The 21,227-nt window shown below is 61.7% G+C and carries 20 protein-coding genes; 11 read left to right on the top strand and 9 right to left on the bottom strand.

Annotated features, from left to right (window positions below):
* The first annotated feature begins 72 nt into the window (after positions 1–72).
* The 5 genes from ccoG to holA are packed head-to-tail and all read left to right on the top strand — an operon-like array spanning position 73 to position 5,633.
* The gene (gene ccoG / locus AC1RTB_RS12840; protein ID WP_492878513.1) at positions 73–1,629 is read left to right on the top strand and encodes a cytochrome c oxidase accessory protein CcoG; all 1,557 of its coding nucleotides are present in this window, start codon (positions 73–75) and stop codon (positions 1,627–1,629) included.
* Positions 1,626–2,123 carry a FixH family protein gene (locus tag AC1RTB_RS12845; RefSeq protein WP_492878511.1) on the top strand — a complete coding sequence of 166 codons (498 nt, stop codon included), beginning with the start codon at positions 1,626–1,628 and terminating at the stop codon, positions 2,121–2,123. Before ccoG ends, AC1RTB_RS12845 begins: the two co-directional genes overlap by 4 nt.
* Positions 2,120–4,393 carry a cation-translocating P-type ATPase gene (locus AC1RTB_RS12850; protein ID WP_492878509.1) on the top strand — a complete coding sequence of 758 codons (2,274 nt, stop codon included), beginning with the start codon at positions 2,120–2,122 and terminating at the stop codon, positions 4,391–4,393. The genes AC1RTB_RS12845 and AC1RTB_RS12850 overlap by 4 nt, the downstream gene beginning before the upstream one ends.
* Complete coding sequence (ccoS, locus tag AC1RTB_RS12855) at positions 4,390–4,530, top strand: cbb3-type cytochrome oxidase assembly protein CcoS (protein ID WP_492878508.1); 141 nt, start codon at positions 4,390–4,392, stop codon at positions 4,528–4,530. Before AC1RTB_RS12850 ends, ccoS begins: the two co-directional genes overlap by 4 nt.
* Positions 4,531–4,583: 53 nt before the next feature.
* Positions 4,584–5,633: a DNA polymerase III subunit delta gene (holA, locus tag AC1RTB_RS12860; protein WP_492878506.1), complete on the top strand. Its 1,050-nt coding sequence runs from the start codon at positions 4,584–4,586 to the stop codon at positions 5,631–5,633.
* Positions 5,634–5,690: 57 nt separating this feature from the next.
* Here the strand turns inward: holA and AC1RTB_RS12865 are convergent, their stop codons facing one another.
* The 5 genes from AC1RTB_RS12865 to mnmE all read right to left on the bottom strand — a co-directional run bounded on the left by AC1RTB_RS12865 (position 5,691) and on the right by mnmE (position 11,439).
* Positions 5,691–6,572, bottom strand: a complete 882-nt coding sequence (locus AC1RTB_RS12865; RefSeq protein WP_492878504.1) for a ParB/RepB/Spo0J family partition protein — start codon at positions 6,570–6,572, stop codon at positions 5,691–5,693.
* Positions 6,573–6,605: 33 nt separating this feature from the next.
* Positions 6,606–7,403 carry a ParA family protein gene (locus AC1RTB_RS12870; protein ID WP_492878502.1) on the bottom strand — a complete coding sequence of 266 codons (798 nt, stop codon included), beginning with the start codon at positions 7,401–7,403 and terminating at the stop codon, positions 6,606–6,608.
* A gap of 41 nt (positions 7,404–7,444) precedes the next feature.
* On the bottom strand, positions 7,445–8,077 hold the full coding sequence (gene rsmG / locus AC1RTB_RS12875; protein ID WP_492878500.1) for a 16S rRNA (guanine(527)-N(7))-methyltransferase RsmG: 633 nt from the start codon (positions 8,075–8,077) through the stop codon (positions 7,445–7,447).
* Positions 8,074–9,948: a tRNA uridine-5-carboxymethylaminomethyl(34) synthesis enzyme MnmG gene (gene mnmG / locus AC1RTB_RS12880; protein WP_492878498.1), complete on the bottom strand. Its 1,875-nt coding sequence runs from the start codon at positions 9,946–9,948 to the stop codon at positions 8,074–8,076. Before mnmG ends, rsmG begins: the two co-directional genes overlap by 4 nt.
* Positions 9,949–10,119: 171 nt before the next feature.
* Positions 10,120–11,439: a tRNA uridine-5-carboxymethylaminomethyl(34) synthesis GTPase MnmE gene (gene mnmE, locus AC1RTB_RS12885; RefSeq protein WP_492878496.1), complete on the bottom strand. Its 1,320-nt coding sequence runs from the start codon at positions 11,437–11,439 to the stop codon at positions 10,120–10,122.
* A gap of 63 nt (positions 11,440–11,502) precedes the next feature.
* Here mnmE and AC1RTB_RS12890 point away from each other — a divergent pair, with 63 nt between their 5' ends.
* Positions 11,503–13,521: a thioredoxin domain-containing protein gene (locus AC1RTB_RS12890; RefSeq protein ID WP_492878494.1), complete on the top strand. Its 2,019-nt coding sequence runs from the start codon at positions 11,503–11,505 to the stop codon at positions 13,519–13,521.
* Between the two features lie 10 nt (positions 13,522–13,531).
* Here the strand turns inward: AC1RTB_RS12890 and rho are convergent, their stop codons facing one another.
* The 3 genes from rho to hemE form a co-directional block, all read right to left on the bottom strand.
* Positions 13,532–14,797 (bottom strand): transcription termination factor Rho, encoded by a 1,266-nt coding sequence (rho, locus tag AC1RTB_RS12895; RefSeq protein WP_115730026.1) that lies wholly within the window; start codon positions 14,795–14,797, stop codon positions 13,532–13,534.
* Between the two features lie 170 nt (positions 14,798–14,967).
* Positions 14,968–15,507 (bottom strand): protoporphyrinogen oxidase HemJ, encoded by a 540-nt coding sequence (gene hemJ / locus AC1RTB_RS12900; RefSeq protein ID WP_492878492.1) that lies wholly within the window; start codon positions 15,505–15,507, stop codon positions 14,968–14,970.
* Positions 15,504–16,538: a uroporphyrinogen decarboxylase gene (hemE, locus tag AC1RTB_RS12905; protein ID WP_492878490.1), complete on the bottom strand. Its 1,035-nt coding sequence runs from the start codon at positions 16,536–16,538 to the stop codon at positions 15,504–15,506. Before hemE ends, hemJ begins: the two co-directional genes overlap by 4 nt.
* Before the next feature lie 400 nt (positions 16,539–16,938).
* Here hemE and AC1RTB_RS12910 point away from each other — a divergent pair, with 400 nt between their 5' ends.
* The 5 genes from AC1RTB_RS12910 to dnaQ are packed head-to-tail and all read left to right on the top strand — an operon-like array spanning position 16,939 to position 20,610.
* Positions 16,939–17,760: a pyruvate, water dikinase regulatory protein gene (locus AC1RTB_RS12910; protein WP_492878488.1), complete on the top strand. Its 822-nt coding sequence runs from the start codon at positions 16,939–16,941 to the stop codon at positions 17,758–17,760.
* A gap of 48 nt (positions 17,761–17,808) precedes the next feature.
* Positions 17,809–18,408, top strand: a complete 600-nt coding sequence (locus AC1RTB_RS12915; protein ID WP_492878486.1) for a Maf-like protein — start codon at positions 17,809–17,811, stop codon at positions 18,406–18,408.
* A complete protein-coding gene (locus tag AC1RTB_RS12920) occupies positions 18,401–19,237 on the top strand; it encodes a shikimate dehydrogenase (RefSeq protein WP_492878484.1) in 837 nt (278 codons plus the stop codon). Before AC1RTB_RS12915 ends, AC1RTB_RS12920 begins: the two co-directional genes overlap by 8 nt.
* Complete coding sequence (coaE, locus tag AC1RTB_RS12925; RefSeq protein WP_492878482.1) at positions 19,234–19,830, top strand: dephospho-CoA kinase; 597 nt, start codon at positions 19,234–19,236, stop codon at positions 19,828–19,830. The genes AC1RTB_RS12920 and coaE overlap by 4 nt, the downstream gene beginning before the upstream one ends.
* A 36-nt stretch (positions 19,831–19,866) precedes the next feature.
* Positions 19,867–20,610, top strand: a complete 744-nt coding sequence (gene dnaQ / locus AC1RTB_RS12930) for a DNA polymerase III subunit epsilon (RefSeq protein WP_492878480.1) — start codon at positions 19,867–19,869, stop codon at positions 20,608–20,610.
* Positions 20,611–20,675: 65 nt separating this feature from the next.
* Here the strand turns inward: dnaQ and secB are convergent, their stop codons facing one another.
* Positions 20,676–21,176: a protein-export chaperone SecB gene (secB, locus tag AC1RTB_RS12935; RefSeq protein ID WP_492878478.1), complete on the bottom strand. Its 501-nt coding sequence runs from the start codon at positions 21,174–21,176 to the stop codon at positions 20,676–20,678.
* Positions 21,177–21,227: the final 51 nt, after the last annotated feature.

Here is a 21,227-nt window from a genome sequence, read left to right on the forward strand (position 1 = left end):
TGGGTCAAGGCTGGCCACAAGCCGGCCAAGCATAAGGAGCAAACCCGGATTTCGGGGTTGCAGGAGACGAGAATGCTTGACGACACGGAAGTCGAGAGGCTCGAGGTAGAGGCGGTCAACTCCGCCAAGACCCGCCAACCGCTCTACACGGCGCGCAAGAAGGTCTTTCCCAAGCGTGCCTCCGGTCGATTCCGCCAGTTCAAGTGGCTGATCATGGCGATCACGCTTGGCATCTACTATCTGACGCCGTGGCTCAGGTGGGACCGCGGCCCCTATGCGCCCGACCAGGCCGTCCTGCTCGACATCGCCAACCGGCGTTTCTACTTCTTCGCCATCGAGATCTGGCCCCAGGAATTCTACTATGTCGCCGGCCTGCTGGTCATGGCCGGCATCGGGCTGTTCCTCGTCACCTCGACTGTCGGCCGCGCCTGGTGCGGCTACACCTGCCCGCAGACGGTGTGGGTCGATCTGTTCCTCGTCGTCGAGCGCGGCATCGAAGGCGACCGAAATGCCCGCATCAAGCTCGACGCGGCACCTATGTCGGCAAACAAGCTCGCCAAGCGCGTAGCCAAGCACGCCATCTGGCTCCTCATCGCGGTTGCCACCGGTGGTGCCTGGATCTTCTATTTCGCCGACGCCCCGAGGCTGCTTGGTGATTTCGTCACCGGACAGGCAGAGCCTGTCGCCTACATCACCGTCGCCATCCTCACCGCGACCACCTACACCTTCGGCGGACTGCTGCGCGAGCAGGTCTGCACCTATATGTGCCCGTGGCCGCGCATCCAGGCGGCGATGCTCGACGAAAACTCGCTGACCGTCACCTACAATGACTGGCGCGGCGAACCGCGCTCGCGCCATGCCAAGAAGGCCGCGGCCGAGGGGCTCACCGTCGGCGACTGCGTCGACTGCAACGCCTGCGTCGCCGTTTGCCCGATGGGCATCGACATTCGCGACGGCCAGCAGCTCGAATGCATCACCTGCGCACTGTGCATCGACGCCTGCGACAGCGTCATGGACAAGGTCGGCAAGGAGCGCGGCCTGATCTCCTACGCCACGCTCGCCGACTACCAGTCGAACATGGCGATCGCCACGGATCCGGTCACCGCTACCATCGACCCGAAGCGGGTGCGCGACGACAAAGGCAAGCTCAGCACGGCGATTGCTCACTTCCGCCTCGGCCGAATCTTCCGCCTGCGCACCTTCATCTATGCCGGTGCCTGGAGCCTGATTGGCGTTGCCTTGCTTTTTGCCCTGCTCAGCCGCGACCGGCTCGAGGTCAACGTGCTGCAGGACCGCAATCCGCAATTCGTCCGCCTGTCGGACGGCTCGATCCGCAACGGCTATACCGTCAAGCTTCTCAACATGGTGCCACAGCCGCGCAGCTTCGAGCTCTCCATCGAGGGCTTGCCCGGTGCCAACATGAGCGTCGTGGGCATGGACCAGCCCGAGAGCCGCTCCATCACCACCGAAGTTGAGCCCGACAAGCTCAAGACGATCAGGGTCTATGTCCGCCAGCCTCGCGAAAACCTGGCCGAGGGGCAGAGCTTCAAATTCGTCGTCGTCGACAGGGCGGGTTCCGAAAGTGCCTCTTATGTCGCAAAGTTCAACGTTCCGGAGGCAGGTAGATGAGCTCTCGCGCCGTTCAGCCCAAGCCATTCACTGGTTGGCATATGCTAACCATCATGGTCGCGTTCTTCAGCGTCATCATCGCCGTCAATCTGCTCATGGCCACTTTGGCCAATACGAGCTGGACCGGCCTTGTGGTGCAAAACACCTATGTCGCCAGCCAGCAGTTCAATGAGCGCATTGCCGAGTCACGCGCTCAGGCAGCACTTGGCTGGAAGGGCACACTTAAAATCGCCAATGGTGATATCCGTTACAATCTTGTCGATGCTTCCGGCTCAGAGATAGCGCTCGAAAGCGTAACCGCCACCTTCCGCCGCCCGGCCTATGAGGCTGAGGATTGGCAGGCAACGCTCACAGGCAACGCCGACGGCACTTTCTCCACCACTTCAGCGATCCGCGACGGCATCTGGATCGTCGACACCGAGGCGACACTGAGGGACCACGCGCCCTATCACGAGGCGCGACGCCTCATCGTTACCGCAGGAGAAGCGAAATGAGCTGCTGCGCGCCTGACGTTGATGCCGCGCTCGGCCTCGCGGCAAGCGCACCCAAGGGTCCGTCCCGCGACGAGCTGATGCTGTCGAGCCGCAATCTACCGGGCGGCTTGCGCCAGACCGACCTCTCCGTTCCAGGCGTGCATTGCGGCGCCTGCATGACCAATATCGAGCAAGCGCTTGGCAAGCTCGACGGCGTCGAGCAGGCGCGGGTCAATCTTTCGACCAAGCGCGTATCGATACGCTGGCGCGAAGACGCCGGCGCCCCGGACATCGCCGATGCACTCGGACAGCTGGGTTATGAAAGCCATCTGTTCGAGCAAGGTGCCGAGGACAAGGACGAGACCCTCGCCGAGTTGATCCGCGGCCTAGGCATCGCCGGCTTCGCCGCCGGCAACATCATGCTGCTTTCGGTCTCGGTGTGGTCGGGCGCAACCGATGCTACGCGTGATCTGTTCCACTGGCTTTCGGCGCTGATCGCGCTGCCTGCACTGGCCTATTCCGGCCGCATCTTCTTCCGTTCAGCCTGGGGCGCGTTGCGCAACGGCCGCACCAATATGGACGTGCCAATCTCGATCGGCGTCCTTCTCGCCTATGGCATGAGCCTCTATGAGACCGCCAATCACGGCCCCCATGCCTATTTCGACGCTTCGGCGTCGCTGCTGTTTTTCCTGCTCATCGGCCGCACGCTCGACCATGTCATGCGCGAGCGCGCCCGTGTCGCCGTCAAGGGGCTGGCGCGGCTTGCCGCCCGCGGTGCGACGGTGCTTCACCCCGACGGCACCAGCGCCTATCTGCCAGTCAGCGACATCAAGCCGGGCACGCACATCCTGCTTTCGGCCGGCGAACGCGTGCCGGTCGACGCCAAGGTGCTCAAGGGCGGTTCAGAGCTCGATTGCGCCATCGTTTCAGGCGAAAGCGATCCCGTTGCCGTTGTGTCAGGTGCCGAACTGCGCGCCGGCACGCTCAACCTGACCGGTCCATTGACCATCGAGGCGACCGCTGCGGCACAGGATTCGTTCCTCGCCGAAATGATGCGCCTGATGGAAGCCGCCGAGAGCGGGCGTGGCGGCTATCGCCGCATCGCCGACCGGGCTTCGGCGCTCTACGCCCCGGTCGTGCACCTGACCGCATTCCTGGCATTCATTGGCTGGATGATCGCCTCAGGCAACTGGCACCAGGCGATCACCATCGCCATCGCAGTCCTCATCATCACCTGCCCCTGTGCCCTTGGCCTTGCCGTGCCGATCGTCCAGGTGGCTGCCGCGCGGCGTCTGTTTGAAAACGGCATCATGGTCAAGGACGGCTCTGCCATGGAACGGCTGGCGGAGATCGACACGGTCGTGTTCGACAAGACCGGCACATTGACGCTGGGCATGCCCAGGTTGATCAACGGAAACGAGATTTCGGCGGAAATGCTCTCGCTTGCCGGGGCCATGGCGCTGCATTCGCGCCACCCCGTCTCGCGAGCACTCGCCGAGGCAGGCGGCGCTGCCACAACGCGGCAATGGAGCTTCGACAGCGTCGAAGAGATCCCCGGTTTCGGCCTGCAGGCCCGGCTTGGTTGCGACATTTATCGCCTTGGCCGAGCGCCCTGGGCACTTGGCAAGGAGGGTTCGATCGGCGGCACAGTGCTGTCGAAGAATGGCTTGGGGATCGCCGAGTTCGCCTTCGACGACCGGCCGCGCGCAGGTGCGGCCGCGGCTGTCGCCGAATTGCGGGACCAGGGCCTCGCCGTCGAGATCGTCTCCGGCGATCGCCCCGACGCCGTCGCATCCGTGGCCGCGGCACTCGGTATTGAACGCATCTCTGCCCGGGTGCTGCCGAGCGGCAAGGTCGACAGGCTGACCGCGCTCAAGGCGGAGGGCCACAAGGTGCTGATGGTCGGCGACGGCCTCAACGACGCGCCCGCCCTCGCTGCGGCGCATGTTTCGATGGCACCGGCGAGTGCCGCCGACATCGGCCGTGCGGCTGCCGACTTCGTCTTCCTGCGCGAAAGCCTCTCAGCCATTCCGCTGGCACTCGCAACCTCCCGGCAAGCGAACCGGTTGATCCGCCAAAACCTGGTGCTCGCTGTGGTCTACAATGCGATTGCCGTGCCCATTGCGCTGCTTGGTTATGTCACGCCGCTGGTTGCCGCGTTGGCGATGTCGCTGTCATCGGTTATTGTGATCGCCAATGGGTTGCGGCTCAGCGCCGGCAAAGCCAGCGCACCGAAGCCTGCCGCAAGCAAAGGGCAAGCCTTTCCCCGCAAGGAGGCTATGGCATCATGAACAATCTGCTGTTTCTCCTGCCTGTCGCGCTGTTTCTCGGCGGGCTTGGCCTTGCAGCCTTCCTGTGGTCGCTGCGCAGCGGCCAGTATGAAGACATGGACGGCGCTGCCGAGCGGATTCTGGCCGACGACGACTAGGTACGCGGACAAAAATGCTGCGGCAGTCCAAACGCCTGTGCTAACAGAGCGGCATGGCGCAAAAGAAAGCTCACGAGGTCGATTCCTGGCTGGCACGCCCCGCTGCCGAGGCGGTGATCGTACTCATCTACGGCCCTGACCGTGGCCTGGTTTCCGAGCGCGCGGCAGCCTTTGCCGCCAAGACCGGCCTTCCCCTCGACGATCCCTTTTCCGTGGTGAAACTCGACGCCGCCGATGTCGAACGCGACAGCGGCCGCCTTGTCGATGAAGCCCGCACGGTGCCGATGTTTTCGCCCCGCCGCCTGATCTGGGTGCGCAATGCGGCCGCCCAAAAGAACCTCGCCGACGACGTCAAGGCACTCGTTGCCGCCCCGCCGCGCGATGCCATCATCCTGATAGAAGCACAGGACCTCAAGAAAGGCGCGCCCTTGCGCACCGTGGTCGAAGGCGCTTTTGCCGGCATGGCCCTGCCCTGCTATGGCGACGAGGCGCGCGACATCGAGACCGTCATTGACGACGAGCTGCGCGCGGCCGGCCTGACCATGGCACTCGACGCGCGCAATGCGCTGCGCCGCAGCCTCGGCGGCGACCGCCTGGCGACGCGCGGCGAGGTGCAGAAACTGACGCTTTACGCCATGGGCCGCGGTGAAATCACGCTCGAAGACGTCAAGGATATGACCGGTGACGTCTCGGCGCTGTCGCTGGACGACGCCATCGATGCGGCACTCGGCGGCAACATCGCCGAATTCGACGCTGCCTTCACCAAACAGTGCCAGACCGGCAGCCAGGCAGCGCAATTGCTGGCCACGGCCACCCGGCACCTGCAGAACATCCATCTGATGCGTGGCGAGATGGAAACCGGCAGCCGCAATGCCGCCGCCATCATAGCTGCGGCAAGGCCTCCGGTGTTCTTTGCGCGCCGCCGCGCGGTCGAGCGTACCCTGACGAGCTGGAGTGTGGTGGCTTTGAACCGCGCGCTGACGCGGCTGCAGTCGACGACGCTTCAGACACGGCGCCGGCCTGATCTGGCTGTCGCACTGGCACGACAGGCGATGCTGGGCATCGCGGTCGAAGGCGCACGTCTCGCCGGCGGCCGACGCTGAAGACAAAAACGCCGGCTGACAAGCCGGCGTTTCAAGATCAAGAGTCAATAAAATCAATCACATACGGTCGTTTTTGAGACGGCGGCAAAGATCGTCGAGCTGCTCGAGCGAACGATAACTGACGCGCAATTCACCACCCTTGTCCTTGTGGGCGATCGAAATCTTCATGCCGACGACGTCGGTGAGAAGCTTTTCCAGCGCAATCGTATCCGGGTCCTTCTCTACAGGGCGCGTCGGCTGCTTTTCCACGACCGCATCTGCCGGAAGCTGAGCCAGAGCCTCGGCTTGGCGTACCGACAGGCCTTCATCAATGATCCGCTTGGCAAGCCCGGCCGGATCGTGCGCGGTGATCAGCGCACGCGCGTGACCGGCCGACAATTCGCCATTGATCAGCATGTCGCGAACAACATCCGGCAGCTTGAGCAGCCGCAGCGTGTTGGCCACATGGCTGCGGCTCTTGCCGATGACCTGGCCGAGGTCGGCCTGGGTATAGCTGTGGTCGTCGATCAGCTGCTGGTAGCCCATCGCCTCTTCGATGGCGTTGAGGTCGGTGCGCTGCACGTTTTCGATGATGGCGAGTTCGAGCGCGGTGCGATCGTTGACGTCGCGCACGATGACAGGGATCTCGCTAACCCCTGCGCGCTGGGCTGCGCGCCAGCGGCGCTCACCCGCGATGATCTCATAACGGCCGGGCTCGGCGGCGGGCCTGACAACGACCGGCTGCACAAGCCCATGCTCGCGGATCGACTGCGCCAGATCGGCGAGGTCGGCTTCGCCAAAGTGGCGGCGCGGATTGCGTGGGTTCGGGCTGACGAACTCGATCGGCACGCGTCCATCGGCCGGCGCCGCCGGCTTTTCCGGCACGACTGGCTTGTCCATCTCGCCGATAAGGGCGGCAAGTCCCCGCCCAAGGCGCTTTCTGGAAAGGTCTTCGTTCATGTCTTGTCCAGCTTGTTTCGAGTCCGAATCGATTTACGCGGCCCGGAGTTTACGTTCGCGCCTGATGACTTCCGAGGCGAGCTGCAGATAGGCTTGGCTGCCGGAGCATTTCAAATCATACAGGATCGCCGGCTTGCCGTAGGACGGTGCTTCCGAGATACGCACATTGCGCGGGATCACCGTGTCATAGACCTTTTCGCCCATATGGGCGCGCACGTCTTCGACCACCTGGTTGGCCAGATTGTTACGGCCATCAAACATCGTCAGCACGATGCCCTGGATCGTCAGATCGGGATTGATCGACCTGCGCACCTGATCCACCGTCTCAAGCAACTGGCTCAAGCCTTCGAGCGCAAAGAATTCGCACTGCAGCGGCACCAGGACGGAATCCGCTGCGGCCATGGAGTTCAGCGTCAGCAAATTGAGCGACGGCGGACAGTCGATCAGCACATAGCTGTAGGGGGCCGAACGTTCGGAAGACGCTCTCAAGGCGTTGCGCAGTTTCAGCACACGATCCGGTGCCGATGCGATTTCCATTTCGATTCCAAGCAGATCGAGTGTCGACGGAATGATCGACAGGCCAGGCACCGCCGTTTCCATCGCCGCCTGTTCGATCTCCAGTTCGCCGGTCAGCACGTCATAGGACGACACGCTGCGATCCTTGCGATCAATGCCGAGACCCGTGCTGGCGTTGCCTTGCGGATCGAGGTCGATGATGAGCACGCGCTCGCCAATGGCGGCAAGTGCCGTCGCCAGGTTGATGGCGGTGGTCGTCTTGCCGACGCCGCCCTTTTGATTGGCGACTGTGATGATTCTAGGTGTGATCTTCATGGCTCGACTGCTGTTTTCCGTCTCGTCACATGGCGCCGCATTCAAATGCGGCGCAGGTTCCGAATCTCGAGGATGACCCCCTGGGTGTCGGTCAGGCTAGGGTGTTCTACCAGATCGAATCCCCACTGATGAGCGCTATCTTCGATTTCCTGTCGGTAATCCCGGCCTTTGTGGAAAAGCGCTGTAGTTCCAGCCTGCAGCCAGGGCGCCGACAGTTCCAGCAGCAATGGCAAGGGCGCCAATGCACGCGCACTCAGAATCTCTGGCGCACGAATGGACGCATGAACATCTTCGATTCGCTTGGCGTGAACCCGCGCCGGCAGGTGAAGCTCACCCACAACAGCCTGCAGAAAGCTGGCTTTTTTGCGGTTGCTCTCGACAAGGTCGACGGATGCCCCTGCCCGCTCGGCGATCATCGACGCGATGATCAGACCCGGGAAACCACCGCCTGAGCCGATGTCGAGCCAGCCTTTCGCTTCACCGCCAAGCCTCACCACCTGGGCGCTGTCGAGGATATGACGCTCCCAAGCGTCGTCCAAAGTCGACGGCGCGACGAGATTGATGCGCTGTGCCCACTTGCGGAACACAGTTTCGAAGGCGATCAGCTTGTCAAATGTTTCACGTGAAACGGGACCTGCGATTTCCTGCAACCTTGCATAGGCGTCTTGTTTCAAGCGGCGCCCCTGCGTGATTGTGCTTCTGAATTGCGAACATGTGCGAGAATGATGGCCAAAGCCGCCGGAGTCATGCCGTCAATGCGCTGTGCTTCGGCGAGCGAACGCGGGCGGCGTGTCCGCATCTTCTGGCGCAGCTCGTTGGAAAGGCCGGGAACCGACTCAAAATCAAGAGCTTCCGGGATCACTCTCTCCTCTTCCTTGAGCATCAAAGCCGCATCCGACTTCTGGCGATCAAGGTAGACGGCATATTTCGCTTCTGTTTCAATGGCTTCTGCCGTCTTTTTGTCAATCGAGGCCAGCTCCGGCAAGATCTTGACAAGTTGGGTGAGGTCAATATTCGGATAGGCCAGAAGCTCATAGAGCGAGCGCTTGACACCATCGAAATTGACTTCGATGCCATGGCGCCGCGCCTCGTTGGGCGACAATCGATGCGATTTGGTCAATGTCCGAGCTGCGTCGATGCGCGCGGTCATCTCGCCGAAGCGCATTTCACGCTCGGTTGAAACAATACCCAGCTCCTTGGCCAGGGGCGTCAGTCGTTCGTCGGCATTATCAGCGCGCAGCGAAAGCCGGAATTCAGCGCGCGAAGTGAACATGCGGTAGGGCTCGCTGATGCCACGGCTCGTCAGATCATCGACCATGACGCCGATATAGGCCTGCGTTCGGCTCAGAATCAGCTGTTCGCTATTGCCGGCGAGACGGGCCGCATTGATGCCGGCAAGCAGGCCTTGCGCCGCGGCCTCTTCATAGCCCGTCGTGCCATTGATCTGCCCTGCGAGAAACAGGCCATGCACGCGCTTGGTTTCAAGCGTCGGCTCCAATTCGCGCGGATCGATATGGTCGTATTCAATGGCATAGCCGGGCTGCAGCATGACGGCGCGTTCCAGCCCCGGAATCGATTTCAAAATGTCGAGCTGCACGTCCTCAGGCAACGAGGTCGAAATGCCGTTCGGATAGACAGTATCGTCATCGAGCCCCTCAGGCTCCAGGAATATCTGGTGACCCTCGCGATCGCCGAACTTGACGATCTTGTCTTCGATCGACGGGCAATAACGCGGTCCGATGCCTTCAATCGATCCGGAATACATCGCCGAACGGCTCAGATTCTCGCGAATGATCCGATGCGTGGCGTCTGTCGTGCGTGTGATGCCGCATTCGATCTGCGGATTGGTGATCTTGTCGGTGAGCAGCGAAAAAGGCACCGGGTCTTCATCGGCTGCCTGGGTTTCGAGCGACGCCCAGTCGATCGTGCGACCGTCGAGCCGTGGCGGCGTACCCGTCTTCAGCCGCCCAAGCGCCAGGCCAGCACGTTTCAAGGTCTCGGACAGACCCATCGAGGCCTGCTCGTTCATCCGCCCAGCTGGGAATTTGCGCTCGCCAATATGGATCAAGCCGCGCAGGAATGTACCTGTGGTCAAGACCACCGCGGCGCAGGCCAACTGGCTTCCATCGCCGAGAACAACAGCGCTCAACCGGTCATTATCTATAATGAAATCAGAGACTTCCGCCTCGATGACGCTCAGATTTGGCTGTGCCGCGATGGCTTCCTGCATCGCCAGCCGATAGAGCTTGCGATCGGCCTGTGTGCGCGGACCACGCACCGCCGGGCCTTTGCGGCGATTGAGCAGACGAAACTGAATGCCCGCGGCGTCGGCGACCCGGCCCATGAGCCCATCCAGCGCGTCGATCTCACGGACAAGGTGCCCCTTGCCGAGCCCGCCAATCGCCGGATTGCAGGACATGGTGCCGATGGTGTCGCGACGAAGGGTCACGAGCGCGGTCTTGGCACCGGCGCGCGCGGCGGCGGATGCAGCTTCGCAGCCGGCATGGCCTCCGCCCACCACGACGACGTCGTAGCTTTCACTCATCACGGTCTCCAGGAAACATTTGCCGAGACAGATGTCTCTATCTCCGCCTCATGTCAAGAGAATCGGATCAGCTGATGGTTTCACGTGAAACAACCTGGACGCGCGACGGGGAGTCAACGGTGGCGTTTCACGTGAATCATGGCAATCCACTGCCAAAATGTTTCACGTGAATCATTTTCCGATACAGAATTGCGAGAAAATGACGTCGAGCAGATCCTCAACATGCACCGCGCCTGACAGTTTGCCGATTCGGTCGCTGGCCAGGCGCAGATTTTCGGCCTTCAACTCAAGCATGCCGTCCGAAGCCGTGAGGGCCGCGTCAAGATAACTGCTTGCATCCTTTAGCAATTCAACGTGGCGCAAACGCGAAGGCAGGATGTCACCGCGCTGCCCGACTGCATCGCTGGCGCGCTTAGCAATCATCTTGAGCAGGTCATCGATGCCGTGCCCGGTGATCGTGGATATCGTGAGCGCATAGCGCGCTTCTCCGGCATTGTGCTGGTGGCGATCAACCTTGGTGCCGATCGCAATGGCAGGCACATCGGATGGCGGCTTCAATTCCGCCGGCGCGGACATGTCCTCCAGGAACAGCACCAAGTCGGCGCCTTTCGCGCGTTCCCTGGCCCGCTCAATCCCAATAGCCTCCACCTTGCCGGCTGGCTCGCGCAGGCCAGCGGTATCGGTAATGCGAACCTTGAGTCCATCCAGATCAAGAACGGCTTCGACCAGATCGCGTGTCGTACCCGGCTCGTCGGTGACAATCGCCGCTTCGCGTTGCAATAGCGTATTGAGAAGGCTCGACTTTCCGGCGTTCGGCGCGCCAAGGATGACGACATCGAAACCGTCGCGGATCATCTCGGCCTTGCTGTAGCCATCGACGTGAGCCTGAATTTCGTCGATGAGCAAGCTGACGTCTTGCCAGACTTGCGACGACACCGAGCCCGGCACGTCGGCCTCGTCGGCAAAATCCATCTCCGCTTCGATCATCGCCCGCGCGTGAATCAACCGCTTGCGCCATCCGAGATAAAGCTCGCTTTGCGCACCGCCAGAATTCATCACGGCGAACTGGCGTTGGGCTTCAGTCTCCGCATTGATCAAATCAGCAAGCGCTTCGGCCTCCAAGAGATCCATCTTGCCGTTGAGAAAGGCGCGTTTGGTGAACTCGCCAGCTTCTGCCTGCCTGAAGCCGGGTAGCTTGCCGAGCTCAGTGAGCAAAGACGCCACAACCGCGCGACCGCCATGGACCTGGAACTCGCCGCAATCCTCTCCGGTAAAGCTGTTTGGAGCGGGGAAAAACAGCGTCAGGCCATGATCGATCAGCTCGCCGCCTGACGCACGCAACGCGCCATAATGTGCCTGACGAGGCGTTGGCAGCAAACCGGAAATCGTTTCGAGTGCGAATCGAACGGTTGGGCCGGAAATGCGCACAATTGCCACGCCGGACGGCAGGTGCCCGCTGGAAAGTGCGGCGATCGAATCGGTGAATAGCATTTGCCGGTCTCTCGGAAGCGCCCTAGGTTGGGGCCTATTATCACTGTTTTGGGCCGATCACGCATGCTTCCGCAAGACAACCTGCTTCGCGACGAGGGTAGCCCCTACCTGCGCCAACACGGCGACAACCCTGTGCATTGGCGCCCTTGGTCACCGGCGGCACTGGCCGAAGCCGTGCGGCTGGATCGGCCGATCCTGCTGTCGGTCGGTTACGCTGCCTGCCACTGGTGCCACGTCATGGCCCATGAAAGCTTCGAAAACAACGAAGTTGCCGAGGTCATGAACCGCCTCTTCGTCAATATCAAGGTCGACCGCGAGGAGCGTCCCGATATCGACCAGATCTATATGGCTGCACTGGCCAGCATGGGCGAGCAAGGCGGCTGGCCGCTGACAATGTTCCTGACGCCAGATGCCAAGCCTTTTTGGGGCGGAACCTATTTCCCGCGCGAGCCGCGTTACGGACGGCCCGGCTTCATCCAGGTGCTCAACGCCGTCGACGCGGCCTGGCGCGGCAAACGCGCCAGCATCCTCCAGAGTGCCGCCGACCTTGCCCAGCATGTCAGCAAGCGCCTCGGCGGTGCCAGCGCACCGGCTCAGATCTCGATCGACACCGCCAGGACGCTGTCTTCCGGCATCTACGACATGATCGACCGCGATCTGGGCGGGCTTCGCGGCGCGCCGAAATTTCCGAATGCGCCTTTCATGCAGGCGCTGTGGCTGTCCTGGCTGCGCTCCGACAACCAGGACCACCGCGACGCAGTGACGGAAAGCATGGAACGCATGCTCGCAGGCGGGATCTACGACCATGTCGGCGGTGGTTTGGCGCGCTATTCGACCGATGCCCAATGGCTGGTGCCGCATTTCGAAAAGATGCTTTACGACAATGCCCAGCTGATCCGTCAGGCCAATTGGGCTTTTGCCGCGACTGGAAACCAACTGTTTCGGATACGAATCGAAGACACGATTGCCTGGCTGCTGCGTGAAATGCGCCTGCCCGATGGCGCTTTCGCATCCAGCCTCGATGCTGACAGCGAAGGCGAAGAAGGTCTGTTCTACACCTGGACCAAAGACAGCATTACAGCTGTTCTAGGCGATGATTCGTCGTTATTTTTCAACTACTTCACGATCTTAAAGCCAGATAGTTGGGAAGGCGATCCCATTGTCCACCAGACGCCAGCTGAGGCGCGGCAGTCGGCAGAAGACCGAAATGTCGTTTCCAGCCTGACATCGCGTCTGCTCGAAGCGCGGGAAAAGCGCATACGGCCAGGTCGCGACGACAAGGCCCTCACCGATTGGAATGGCTTGGCCATCGTGGCGCTGGCCGAGGCCGGCCGTAGCCTGGATCGGAATGACTGGGTGGCTGCGGCGGCAGCCGCTTTCGGCGCAATTTTGGCCTCTGCTACGCCTGAGGGCCGGCTGCCGCATTCAAGTCTCGGCGAAAAGCGGCTCTATCCGGCCTTGTCGAGCGATTATGCGGCGATGATCAACGCCGCGATCTCATTGTTCGAAGCGACCAGGGACGCAGCTTACCTCGATCACGCAGCCCATTTCCTGAAAATGCTGGAGAACTGGCACGCGGATGCCGACAAGACAGGCCATTACCTCACCGCTTCCGATAGCGCCGACGTACCGATGCGTATCCGCGGCGATATAGACGAAGCGATCCCGTCGGCAACAAGCCAGATCATCGAAGCTGTGGTGCGACTGGCGAATATCGCTGGCGACATAGAGTTGCAGCAGCGCGCCTGGACGATTGCCGAACACGCCTCCGGCCGCATCCAGAGCCAGCAATATGGCCAGGCCGGCATCGTTAACGCCTGCGTGTTGGCGCTTGAACCGTCGAAACTCATTGTTGTCGAAGACCCAGCGCAGCCAAGCCTTGTTACGGTAGCGAATCGGAATCCAGATCCGCGCCGCGTCGATATTTTTATCACCTTGGGCGGCGATACCGAGCGCGCAAAACTGCCCGGCGACGCACTGCCGGATACGAAAAAGGCCGGTGCCTATCTGTGCACCGGCCTTATCTGTCTGCCTGCTATCAGCGATCCGGCGAAGCTTGAAGAAGCGCTTCGCCGCCGCTGATCCGGCTTTTTCAGGTGTTCATCGAATCGAAGAAGTCGGCGTTGGTCTTGGTCTGCTTGAGCTTGTCGATGAGGAACTCGATCGCATCGGTCGTTCCCATCGGCGCCAGGATGCGGCGCAGCACGAAGATCTTCTGCAGATCCTGGCGCGCGACAAGCAAATCTTCCTTGCGGGTGCCGGACTTGAGGATGTCCATCGCCGGGTAGATGCGCTTGTCGGCGACCTTGCGGTCGAGCACGATTTCCGAGTTGCCGGTGCCCTTGAACTCTTCGAAGATGACTTCGTCCATGCGGCTGCCGGTATCGATCAGCGCGGTGGCGATGATGGTCAGCGACCCACCCTCTTCGATGTTACGCGCGGCGCCGAAGAAGCGCTTCGGGCGCTGCAGCGCGTTGGCGTCGACACCACCGGTCAGGACCTTGCCGGATGACGGCACGACCGTGTTGTAGGCGCGGCCGAGGCGGGTGATCGAATCGAGCAGGATGACGACGTCGCGGCCGTGTTCGACAAGGCGCTTGGCCTTTTCGATGACCATTTCTGCGACCTGGACGTGGCGAACCGCCGGCTCGTCGAAGGTTGAGGAAACCACCTCGCCCTTCACCGACCGCTGCATGTCGGTCACTTCTTCCGGACGCTCGTCGATCAGAAGCACGATCAGGTAGCATTCGGGATGGTTGGTGGTGATCGAGTGCGCGATGTTCTGCAGCAGAACGGTCTTACCGGTACGCGGCTGTGCCACGATCAAAGCGCGCTGGCCCTTGCCGAGCGGCGCGACCAGGTCGATGACGCGGGGCGAAATGTCCTTGGTCGTCGGGTTTTCGACTTCCATCTTGAGCCGCGAGGTCGGGTAGAGCGGCGTCAGATTGTCGAAGTGGATCTTGTGACGGATCTTTTCGGGATCGTCGAAATTGATCGTGTTGACCTTCAGAAGCGCGAAATAGCGCTCGCCTTCCTTGGGGCTGCGGATCGGCCCTTCGACAGTATCGCCGGTCTTCAGCGAAAACCGTCTTATCTGCGAAGGCGAAATGTAGATATCGTCCGGACCCGGGAGATAGTTGGCGTTGGCCGAGCGCAGGAAGCCGAAACCGTCCTGCAGCACTTCGACAACACCATCGCCGATGATCTCGATATCCTGGCCAGCCAGCTTCTTGAGGATTGCAAACATCAGTTCCTGCTTGCGCATGACGCTGGCGTTTTCGACCTCGAGCGATTCGGCGTAAGCGATCAGCTCCGGCGGCTTCTTGTTCTTGAATTCGGCGAGTTTTGTTTCCTGCATGGACGGACTCTGAGCGTGGGAAAGTGGGGAAGTTGGCTATCGGCGTTTTGCGATAATTGCCGAGCGCGGCCAGAAAATGGGAATGGGGCGGCGCATGGCGGGAAGGAAGAACAGCCTTTTAGCTCTCCCGAAATGAAAGAGCAAGGCGCAGTCCTGCAAATTTAAGGCGCTCAGAACGGCTTTACAACCACCAGGATGACGATGACGATCATCAGCACGGTCGGAATCTCGTTGACGATGCGCCAGTGCCGCGATGGTTTTTCGTTGCGGTCCTCGGCAAAACGGCGAACCGACGCCGAGAGATAGCCATGCACGCCCGAAAGCAGCAGCACGGCGGCGATCTTGGCGTGCAGCCAGCCGCCGGCAAAGCCAAAGCCCTTCCAGGCAAGCCACAGGCCGAACACCCAGGTGACGATCATCGCTGGATTGATGATAGCGCGCAGAAGACGGCGCTCCATCACCTTGAAGGTCTCGGATTGCACCGAGCCCTTCTCCGCTTCCGCGTGATAGACGAACAGGCGCGGCAGATAGAGCATGCCGGCCATCCACGCGATCACCGCGATGATGTGGATTGCCTTGGCCCAGAGGTAGAAATCGTCGGGCGCCGCTGCAAACAGCAGCGCTGTGAGCGCCACCAGGACAATAACGGCGATGACGGCACGTTTGGCCGCTGTCGCGCCGCTCGAGGGGCCTGCGCTTTGACTGCTCATTGCTGGGTTGCCTTTCGCACCTGGCGTACCATCGCTTCGACATGCGCCACGGGCGTCTCCGGCGTGATGCCGTGGCCGAGGTTGAAGATCAGCGGACCAGCACCCAGCGCCTTCAGGATAGCGTCCACGCCCTCTTCCAGCGCCTTGCCGCCGACAACCAGCCTGAGCGGGTCGAGATTGCCCTGGACGGCCCCTGCGCCCTGCAGACGCTGCGCCTGCGACAGAGGCACGGTCCAGTCGAGGCCGAGGCCTATGACGCCGGTACGCTGCCTGTAGCTGTCGAGCTGGGCGCCTGCGCCTTTCGGAAAGCCGATGATCGGAACGTCAGGATAAACCGCACGGACCTTGCGCACGATGTCCGCGACCGGCTTGACGCAGCAGGCCTCGAAAGTCGCCTCGTCGAGCACGCCCGACCAGGAATCGAAAATCTGCACGACATCGGCGCCGGCCTCGATCTGGCGGATGAGATAGGCGGCCGAATGATCAGCAAGGATCGACAGCAGCTGTGCCATCGCTTCCGGCTCGCGATAGGCAAACAGCCGCGCCGGCGCCTGATCGGGCGTGCCGTGGCCGGCGATCATGTAAGTGGCAACCGTCCAGGGCGCGCCACAGAAGCCGATCAGCGTCGTCTTGTCGGGCAATTCGCGACGCAGCCGGCGCACGGTTTCGTAGACCGGTTCGAGATTCACGTGAAACTTTGAGCCGTCGAGGGCCGCGACACCGTCGGCGGTGATCGGTGTCATCATCGGACCCCTGCCCTCCTCGAAGCGCAGGTCGCGACCGAGCGCATGCGGGACAACCAGAATGTCGGAGAACATGATCGAGGCGTCGAAGTCGAAGCGCCGGATCGGCTGCAGCGTCACTTCGACGGCGAAGTCGGGATTGTAGCACAGATCAAGGAAGCTCCCGGCCTTCTTCCGGGTCTCGCGATACTCCGGGAGATAGCGGCCTGCCTGGCGCATCATCCAGAGCGGAGGAGCCTCCAGGCTCTCGCCTTTCAGGACCTGGAGCAGAGCGCGTTTCACGGGCATCAGTCTGCCTTTCCTTGAGCCTTCTATAAATAAAAATTTATATCTGAAGGATTCTTCTAATTCTTAGAGTCTGTTGGAATCGAGAATTACGACCTGTCCATAGGCGGCCTGAGATATCCACTTGTCATAGTGACGCGCGGACGTTTTCGCCAGCGTGGAAAACTTCGGGCAGCAAGCGGATTCGTTGATTTGAATCAGGAATCTAGCCTGGGACACGCCAAGTGCTGATTCTGTGGACAGCCGGGGACTAAAAAACTATCCCCATAATACTCCCCGGCGCTGAATCGAAACAGACAGCAGGGCGAATTGTGGACAAAGTGCCATCTGATACATTCGTGCCGACCGCTTCGGGCCGAACTGCCCGTTTATCCACATTTGACCACAGACCCAGGCGCCCGCTGTGAACAAACCCCAAAGCTTCTTCCATCTGCACCTGATTTCGGACGCCACCGGCGAAACGCTCTTGGCGGCGGGGCGCGCGGCTTCCGCGCAATACAAGGATGCGCGCGCGATCGAGCACATCTACCCGCTGATCCGCACCGAAAAGCAGCTGATGAAAGTGTTTGACGACATCGAAGAAGAGCCGGGCATCGTGCTCTATACGGTTGTCGACCAGCACCTTGCCGGCACCATCGACAGCCGCTGTGCCGCGATGGGCTTGCCCTGTGTATCAGTGCTCGAGCCGGTGCTGACGGTGTTCCAGTCTTATCTGGGCACGCCGGCGGGCCGCCGTGTCGGCGCCCAGCACGTGCTCGACGCCGAGTATTTCCGCCGCATCGATGCGCTCAATTTCACCATGGAGCATGATGACGGGCAGCTGCCGGTCGACATGGAACAGGCCGACGTCGTTCTGATCGGCATTTCCAGGACGTCGAAGACGCCGACCAGCATCTATCTCGCCAATCGCGGTATCAAAACCGCCAACATTCCGATCGTGCTGGGCGTTCCCGTGCCCGACAGCCTGGTCAATGCCGAGAAGCCACTGGTCGTTGGCCTGATCGCCACGGCAGAGCGCATCTCGCATGTGCGCCAGAACCGGATACTCGGCACGACCATGGCATTCGACGCGCAGGAATATGTCGATCGCGCGTCGATCACCGAGGAGCTGGCCTATGCCCGCAAGATCTGTACGAAGCACAACTGGCCGATGATCGATGTCAGCCGCCGCTCGATCGAGGAAACGGCCGCGGCAATCGTTGCCCTGCGCAACAAGAGCCGTTAGACCCCCAACCATCGCCGCCAAGAGGCGGTTCGATTTCAGGCAAAGCCCGTGACCGAAAAACTCATTCTTGCTTCCGGAAGTCCGTTTCGCAAAGCCATGCTGGAGCATGCCGGCGTGGCCGTCGATGCCGTTCCCGCCGATCTCGATGAGCGCGCGCTGGAAGCGCCGCTGGCCGAAAGCGGTGCCTCGCCCGAAGACGTGGCGCTGGTGCTGGCCGAAGCCAAGGCGGTTGCGGTCAGCGAGGAACATCCAGGGCGTCTGGTGCTCGGCTGCGACCAGACCTTGTCGCTCGGCGATGAAGTGTTCCACAAGCCTGACGACATGGAAGGCGCGCGCCGCCATCTGCTCAAGCTTTCGGGACAGACACATCATCTCAACAGTGCCGCGGTGCTGGTTCGCGACGGCGAGACCTTGTGGCGCCATGTGGCGGTCGCATCGCTGACCATGCGCAAGCTCGATCCGGCCTTCATCGGCCGCCACCTCGCCCGCGTCGGCAAAAAGGCGCTGTCGAGCGTCGGCGCCTACCAGATTGAGGGCGAAGGCATTCAGTTGTTCGACAAGGTCGAGGGCGACTATTTCACCATTGTCGGCCTGCCGCTGCTGCCTGTTTTGGCTGAGCTGCGCGAGCTTGGGGCCATCGATGGCTGAGTTGAAAGCCTTCGTTTGCGGCCATCCTATCGCGCATTCGCGCTCGCCAATGATCCACGGCCATTGGCTGAAGAGCTACGGCATCGACGGCAGCTACACGGCGATCGATGTCGCGCCCGAGAATTTTGCCGCCTTTGTCGCTGGGCTGTCGGCGGCCGGCTTGCGCGGCGGCAACGTCACCATTCCACACAAGGAAGCAGCGTTCGCTGCGGTCCAGCGCCGCGACGAGGCAGCCGAACAGATCGGCGCGGTCAACACGCTGTGGCTCGAGGATGGTGTCTTGTGGGGCGGCAATACCGACGCCTACGGTTTTGCCGCCAATCTCGATCATCTGGCGCCCGGCTGGGCCAAAGGCGATGTCGCGGTGGTGCTCGGCGCAGGTGGGGCGTCGCGGGCGATCATCCATGCCCTCAAGCAGCGCGGCTTCAAGGATATCCGTATCGTCAACCGCACGGTTGCGCGCGCCGAAGAGCTGGCCGACCAGTTCGGCGCGGGCGTCACGGCGCATCCGCAAGCCGCTACGGCGGAACTGCTTGTTGATGCATCATTGCTGGTCAACACGACGGCACTTGGCATGCATGGCAATGAGGGCCTGCCCGCCGATCCAGCCACGCTGCCCGACCACGCCATCGTCACCGACATTGTCTATGTGCCGCTCGAAACCCCTCTGCTCGCCGCTGCCAAGGCGCGTGGGTTGAGGACGGTGGATGGGCTCGGCATGCTGCTGCACCAGGCGGTTCCGGGTTTCGAACGCTGGTTTGGCCACAGGCCCGAAGTGACAGCCGAATTGCGCAACCTGATCGTTGCCGACCTGGACAGCAAGAAATGATTGTTCTGGGGCTGACAGGATCGATCGGCATGGGCAAGTCGACGACGGCGAAGATGTTCACGGACGCCGGCGTTCCGGTTCACGATTCCGACGAGGCCGTGCATCGGCTCTATGCCGGCGCGGCAGCGCCTTTGATCGAGGCTGCTTTCCCGGGAACGGTGAAGGACGGCGTTGTCGACCGCGCCGAGCTTTCCCGCCATGTGTTGGGCGATGCAGCGGCACTGAAGAAGCTCGAGGCGATCATCCACCCGCTTGTCCGCACCGATGCCAGCGCATTTCTCGAGCGCAGCCGTGCAGTGGGTGCGCCGATTGCCGTGCTCGATATCCCGCTTTTGTTCGAGACCAACGGCCGGCGCCGCGTCGACAAGGTGGTGGTGGTCACCGCTTCGGCGGCGGTCCAGCGCGAACGTGTGCTGGCGCGGCCCGGCATGACCGAACAGAAATTCTTGGCGATCCTCGGCAAGCAAGTTCCCGACGCTGAAAAGCGCAAGCTCGCCGACTACATCATCGATACGGGCAACGGCCTTGACGCGGCGCGTCAGGCCGTGCGGGCAATCATCGACGATTTGACGGTGGGAAAGCCGGCGTCGTAGGTAGCCCAGGTCTGTTCAGGCGCAAGTGGCGGGGCCATGCTCGCGCCAAGGAGAATCAACAAATTGCGCGAGATCATTTTCGATACTGAAACCACCGGCCTCGACAACCGCGAGGACCGCGTGATCGAGATCGGCGCCATCGAGATGATCAATCGCTTCCCGACCGGCAACACCTTCCACAAATACATCAATCCGCAAGGGCGCCAGGTCCATCCCGACGCCCAGAATGTGCACGGCATCTCGAACGCCGACCTTGAGGGCAAGCCGACTTTCTCCGAGATCATCGATGAATTCATCGATTTCATCGACGGCGCCAAGCTTGTCGCGCACAACGGCAACTTCGACCTGGGCTTCATCAATGCCGAATTCGCAAGGCTCGAGCAGCCCGCCATCGATCCCAGCCTCCTGATCGATACGCTGGCGCTTGCCCGCCGCAAGCACCCGATGGGTCCGAATTCGCTCGATGCGCTGTGCCGTCGCTACGGCATCGACAACAGCCGCCGCACCAAGCACGGCGCCCTGCTCGACTCCGAGCTTCTGGCAGAGGTCTATATCGAGCTGATCGGCGGCAAGCAGTCGGCCCTGGTTCTGGAAAGCTATTCGTCATCGAACGGCAGCGACGGTTCAACGCGACAGATCGAGATCATTGTCGCCGCGCGGCCGGAGCCCCTGCCCTCGCGTCTGAGCGAGGCCGAGCTTGCCGCGCATGAAAAGCTGGTGGGTTCGCTTGGCGAAAAAGCCATCTGGGCCAAGCTGCTTTCGCCCGCCGAACTGAACTGACCCCGATAAAGAAAAAGCCCGGCGCTGAGACCGGGCTTTCGATGACGTCGCTATGAGGCGTGGTCTTAGCTGACCTTGACCTTGGAAGCGGCCTGTTCCTCGGCGATCTTCTGCTGGAACATCTGCGCGAAATCGATCGGGTCGAGCATCAGCGGCGGGAAGCCGCCGTTGCGGGTCGCCTCGGCGATGATCTGGCGTGCGAAGGGGAACAGCAGGCGCGGGCACTCGATGAAGAGCAGCGGCAGCATGTGTTCCTGCGGGAAGCCGTCGATGCGGAAGACGCCGCCATAGACCAGCTCGACGTTGAACAGCACGTCCTTGTCGAAGGCGGCCTTGGCGCTCAACGTCAGGTTGACGTCGAACTGCTTGTCCGTCATCGGGTTGGCGTTGACATTGACATTGATGTTGATGCCGGGAGCCTTGTCGCGGCCGCGCAGCGAATTCGGCGCGCCGGGGCTTTCGAAGGAGAAATCCTTCACATACTGGGCCAGCACGTTGAGCGTGGGCTGCTGTGCGTTACCGTTGCCGTTGGTTGCCACGCCTTCCGGCGCTTCATTAGTGGCCATTAGCCCATGTCCTCTTGGCTCGGCCGCGATGCGGCCCGGATTAGAATCCGC

The sequence above is a fragment of the Aminobacter sp. GW821-FHT11F06 genome, assembly GCF_058808215.1.

Coding starts and splice junctions, on each gene's coding strand:
- ccoG (WP_492878513.1), top strand. CDS start 73: ATGCTTGACGACACGGAAGTCGAGAGGCTCGAGGTAGAGGCGGTCAAC.
- AC1RTB_RS12845 (WP_492878511.1), top strand. CDS start 1,626: ATGAGCTCTCGCGCCGTTCAGCCCAAGCCATTCACTGGTTGGCATATG.
- AC1RTB_RS12850 (WP_492878509.1), top strand. CDS start 2,120: ATGAGCTGCTGCGCGCCTGACGTTGATGCCGCGCTCGGCCTCGCGGCA.
- ccoS (WP_492878508.1), top strand. CDS start 4,390: ATGAACAATCTGCTGTTTCTCCTGCCTGTCGCGCTGTTTCTCGGCGGG.
- holA (WP_492878506.1), top strand. CDS start 4,584: ATGGCGCAAAAGAAAGCTCACGAGGTCGATTCCTGGCTGGCACGCCCC.
- AC1RTB_RS12865 (WP_492878504.1), bottom strand. CDS start 6,572: ATGAACGAAGACCTTTCCAGAAAGCGCCTTGGGCGGGGACTTGCCGCC.
- AC1RTB_RS12870 (WP_492878502.1), bottom strand. CDS start 7,403: ATGAAGATCACACCTAGAATCATCACAGTCGCCAATCAAAAGGGCGGC.
- mnmG (WP_492878498.1), bottom strand. CDS start 9,948: ATGAGTGAAAGCTACGACGTCGTCGTGGTGGGCGGAGGCCATGCCGGC.
- mnmE (WP_492878496.1), bottom strand. CDS start 11,439: ATGCTATTCACCGATTCGATCGCCGCACTTTCCAGCGGGCACCTGCCG.
- AC1RTB_RS12890 (WP_492878494.1), top strand. CDS start 11,503: ATGCTTCCGCAAGACAACCTGCTTCGCGACGAGGGTAGCCCCTACCTG.
- rho (WP_115730026.1), bottom strand. CDS start 14,797: ATGCAGGAAACAAAACTCGCCGAATTCAAGAACAAGAAGCCGCCGGAG.
- hemJ (WP_492878492.1), bottom strand. CDS start 15,507: ATGAGCAGTCAAAGCGCAGGCCCCTCGAGCGGCGCGACAGCGGCCAAA.
- hemE (WP_492878490.1), bottom strand. CDS start 16,538: ATGCCCGTGAAACGCGCTCTGCTCCAGGTCCTGAAAGGCGAGAGCCTG.
- AC1RTB_RS12920 (WP_492878484.1), top strand. CDS start 18,401: ATGGCTGAGTTGAAAGCCTTCGTTTGCGGCCATCCTATCGCGCATTCG.
- coaE (WP_492878482.1), top strand. CDS start 19,234: ATGATTGTTCTGGGGCTGACAGGATCGATCGGCATGGGCAAGTCGACG.
- dnaQ (WP_492878480.1), top strand. CDS start 19,867: ATGCTCGCGCCAAGGAGAATCAACAAATTGCGCGAGATCATTTTCGAT.
- secB (WP_492878478.1), bottom strand. CDS start 21,176: ATGGCCACTAATGAAGCGCCGGAAGGCGTGGCAACCAACGGCAACGGT.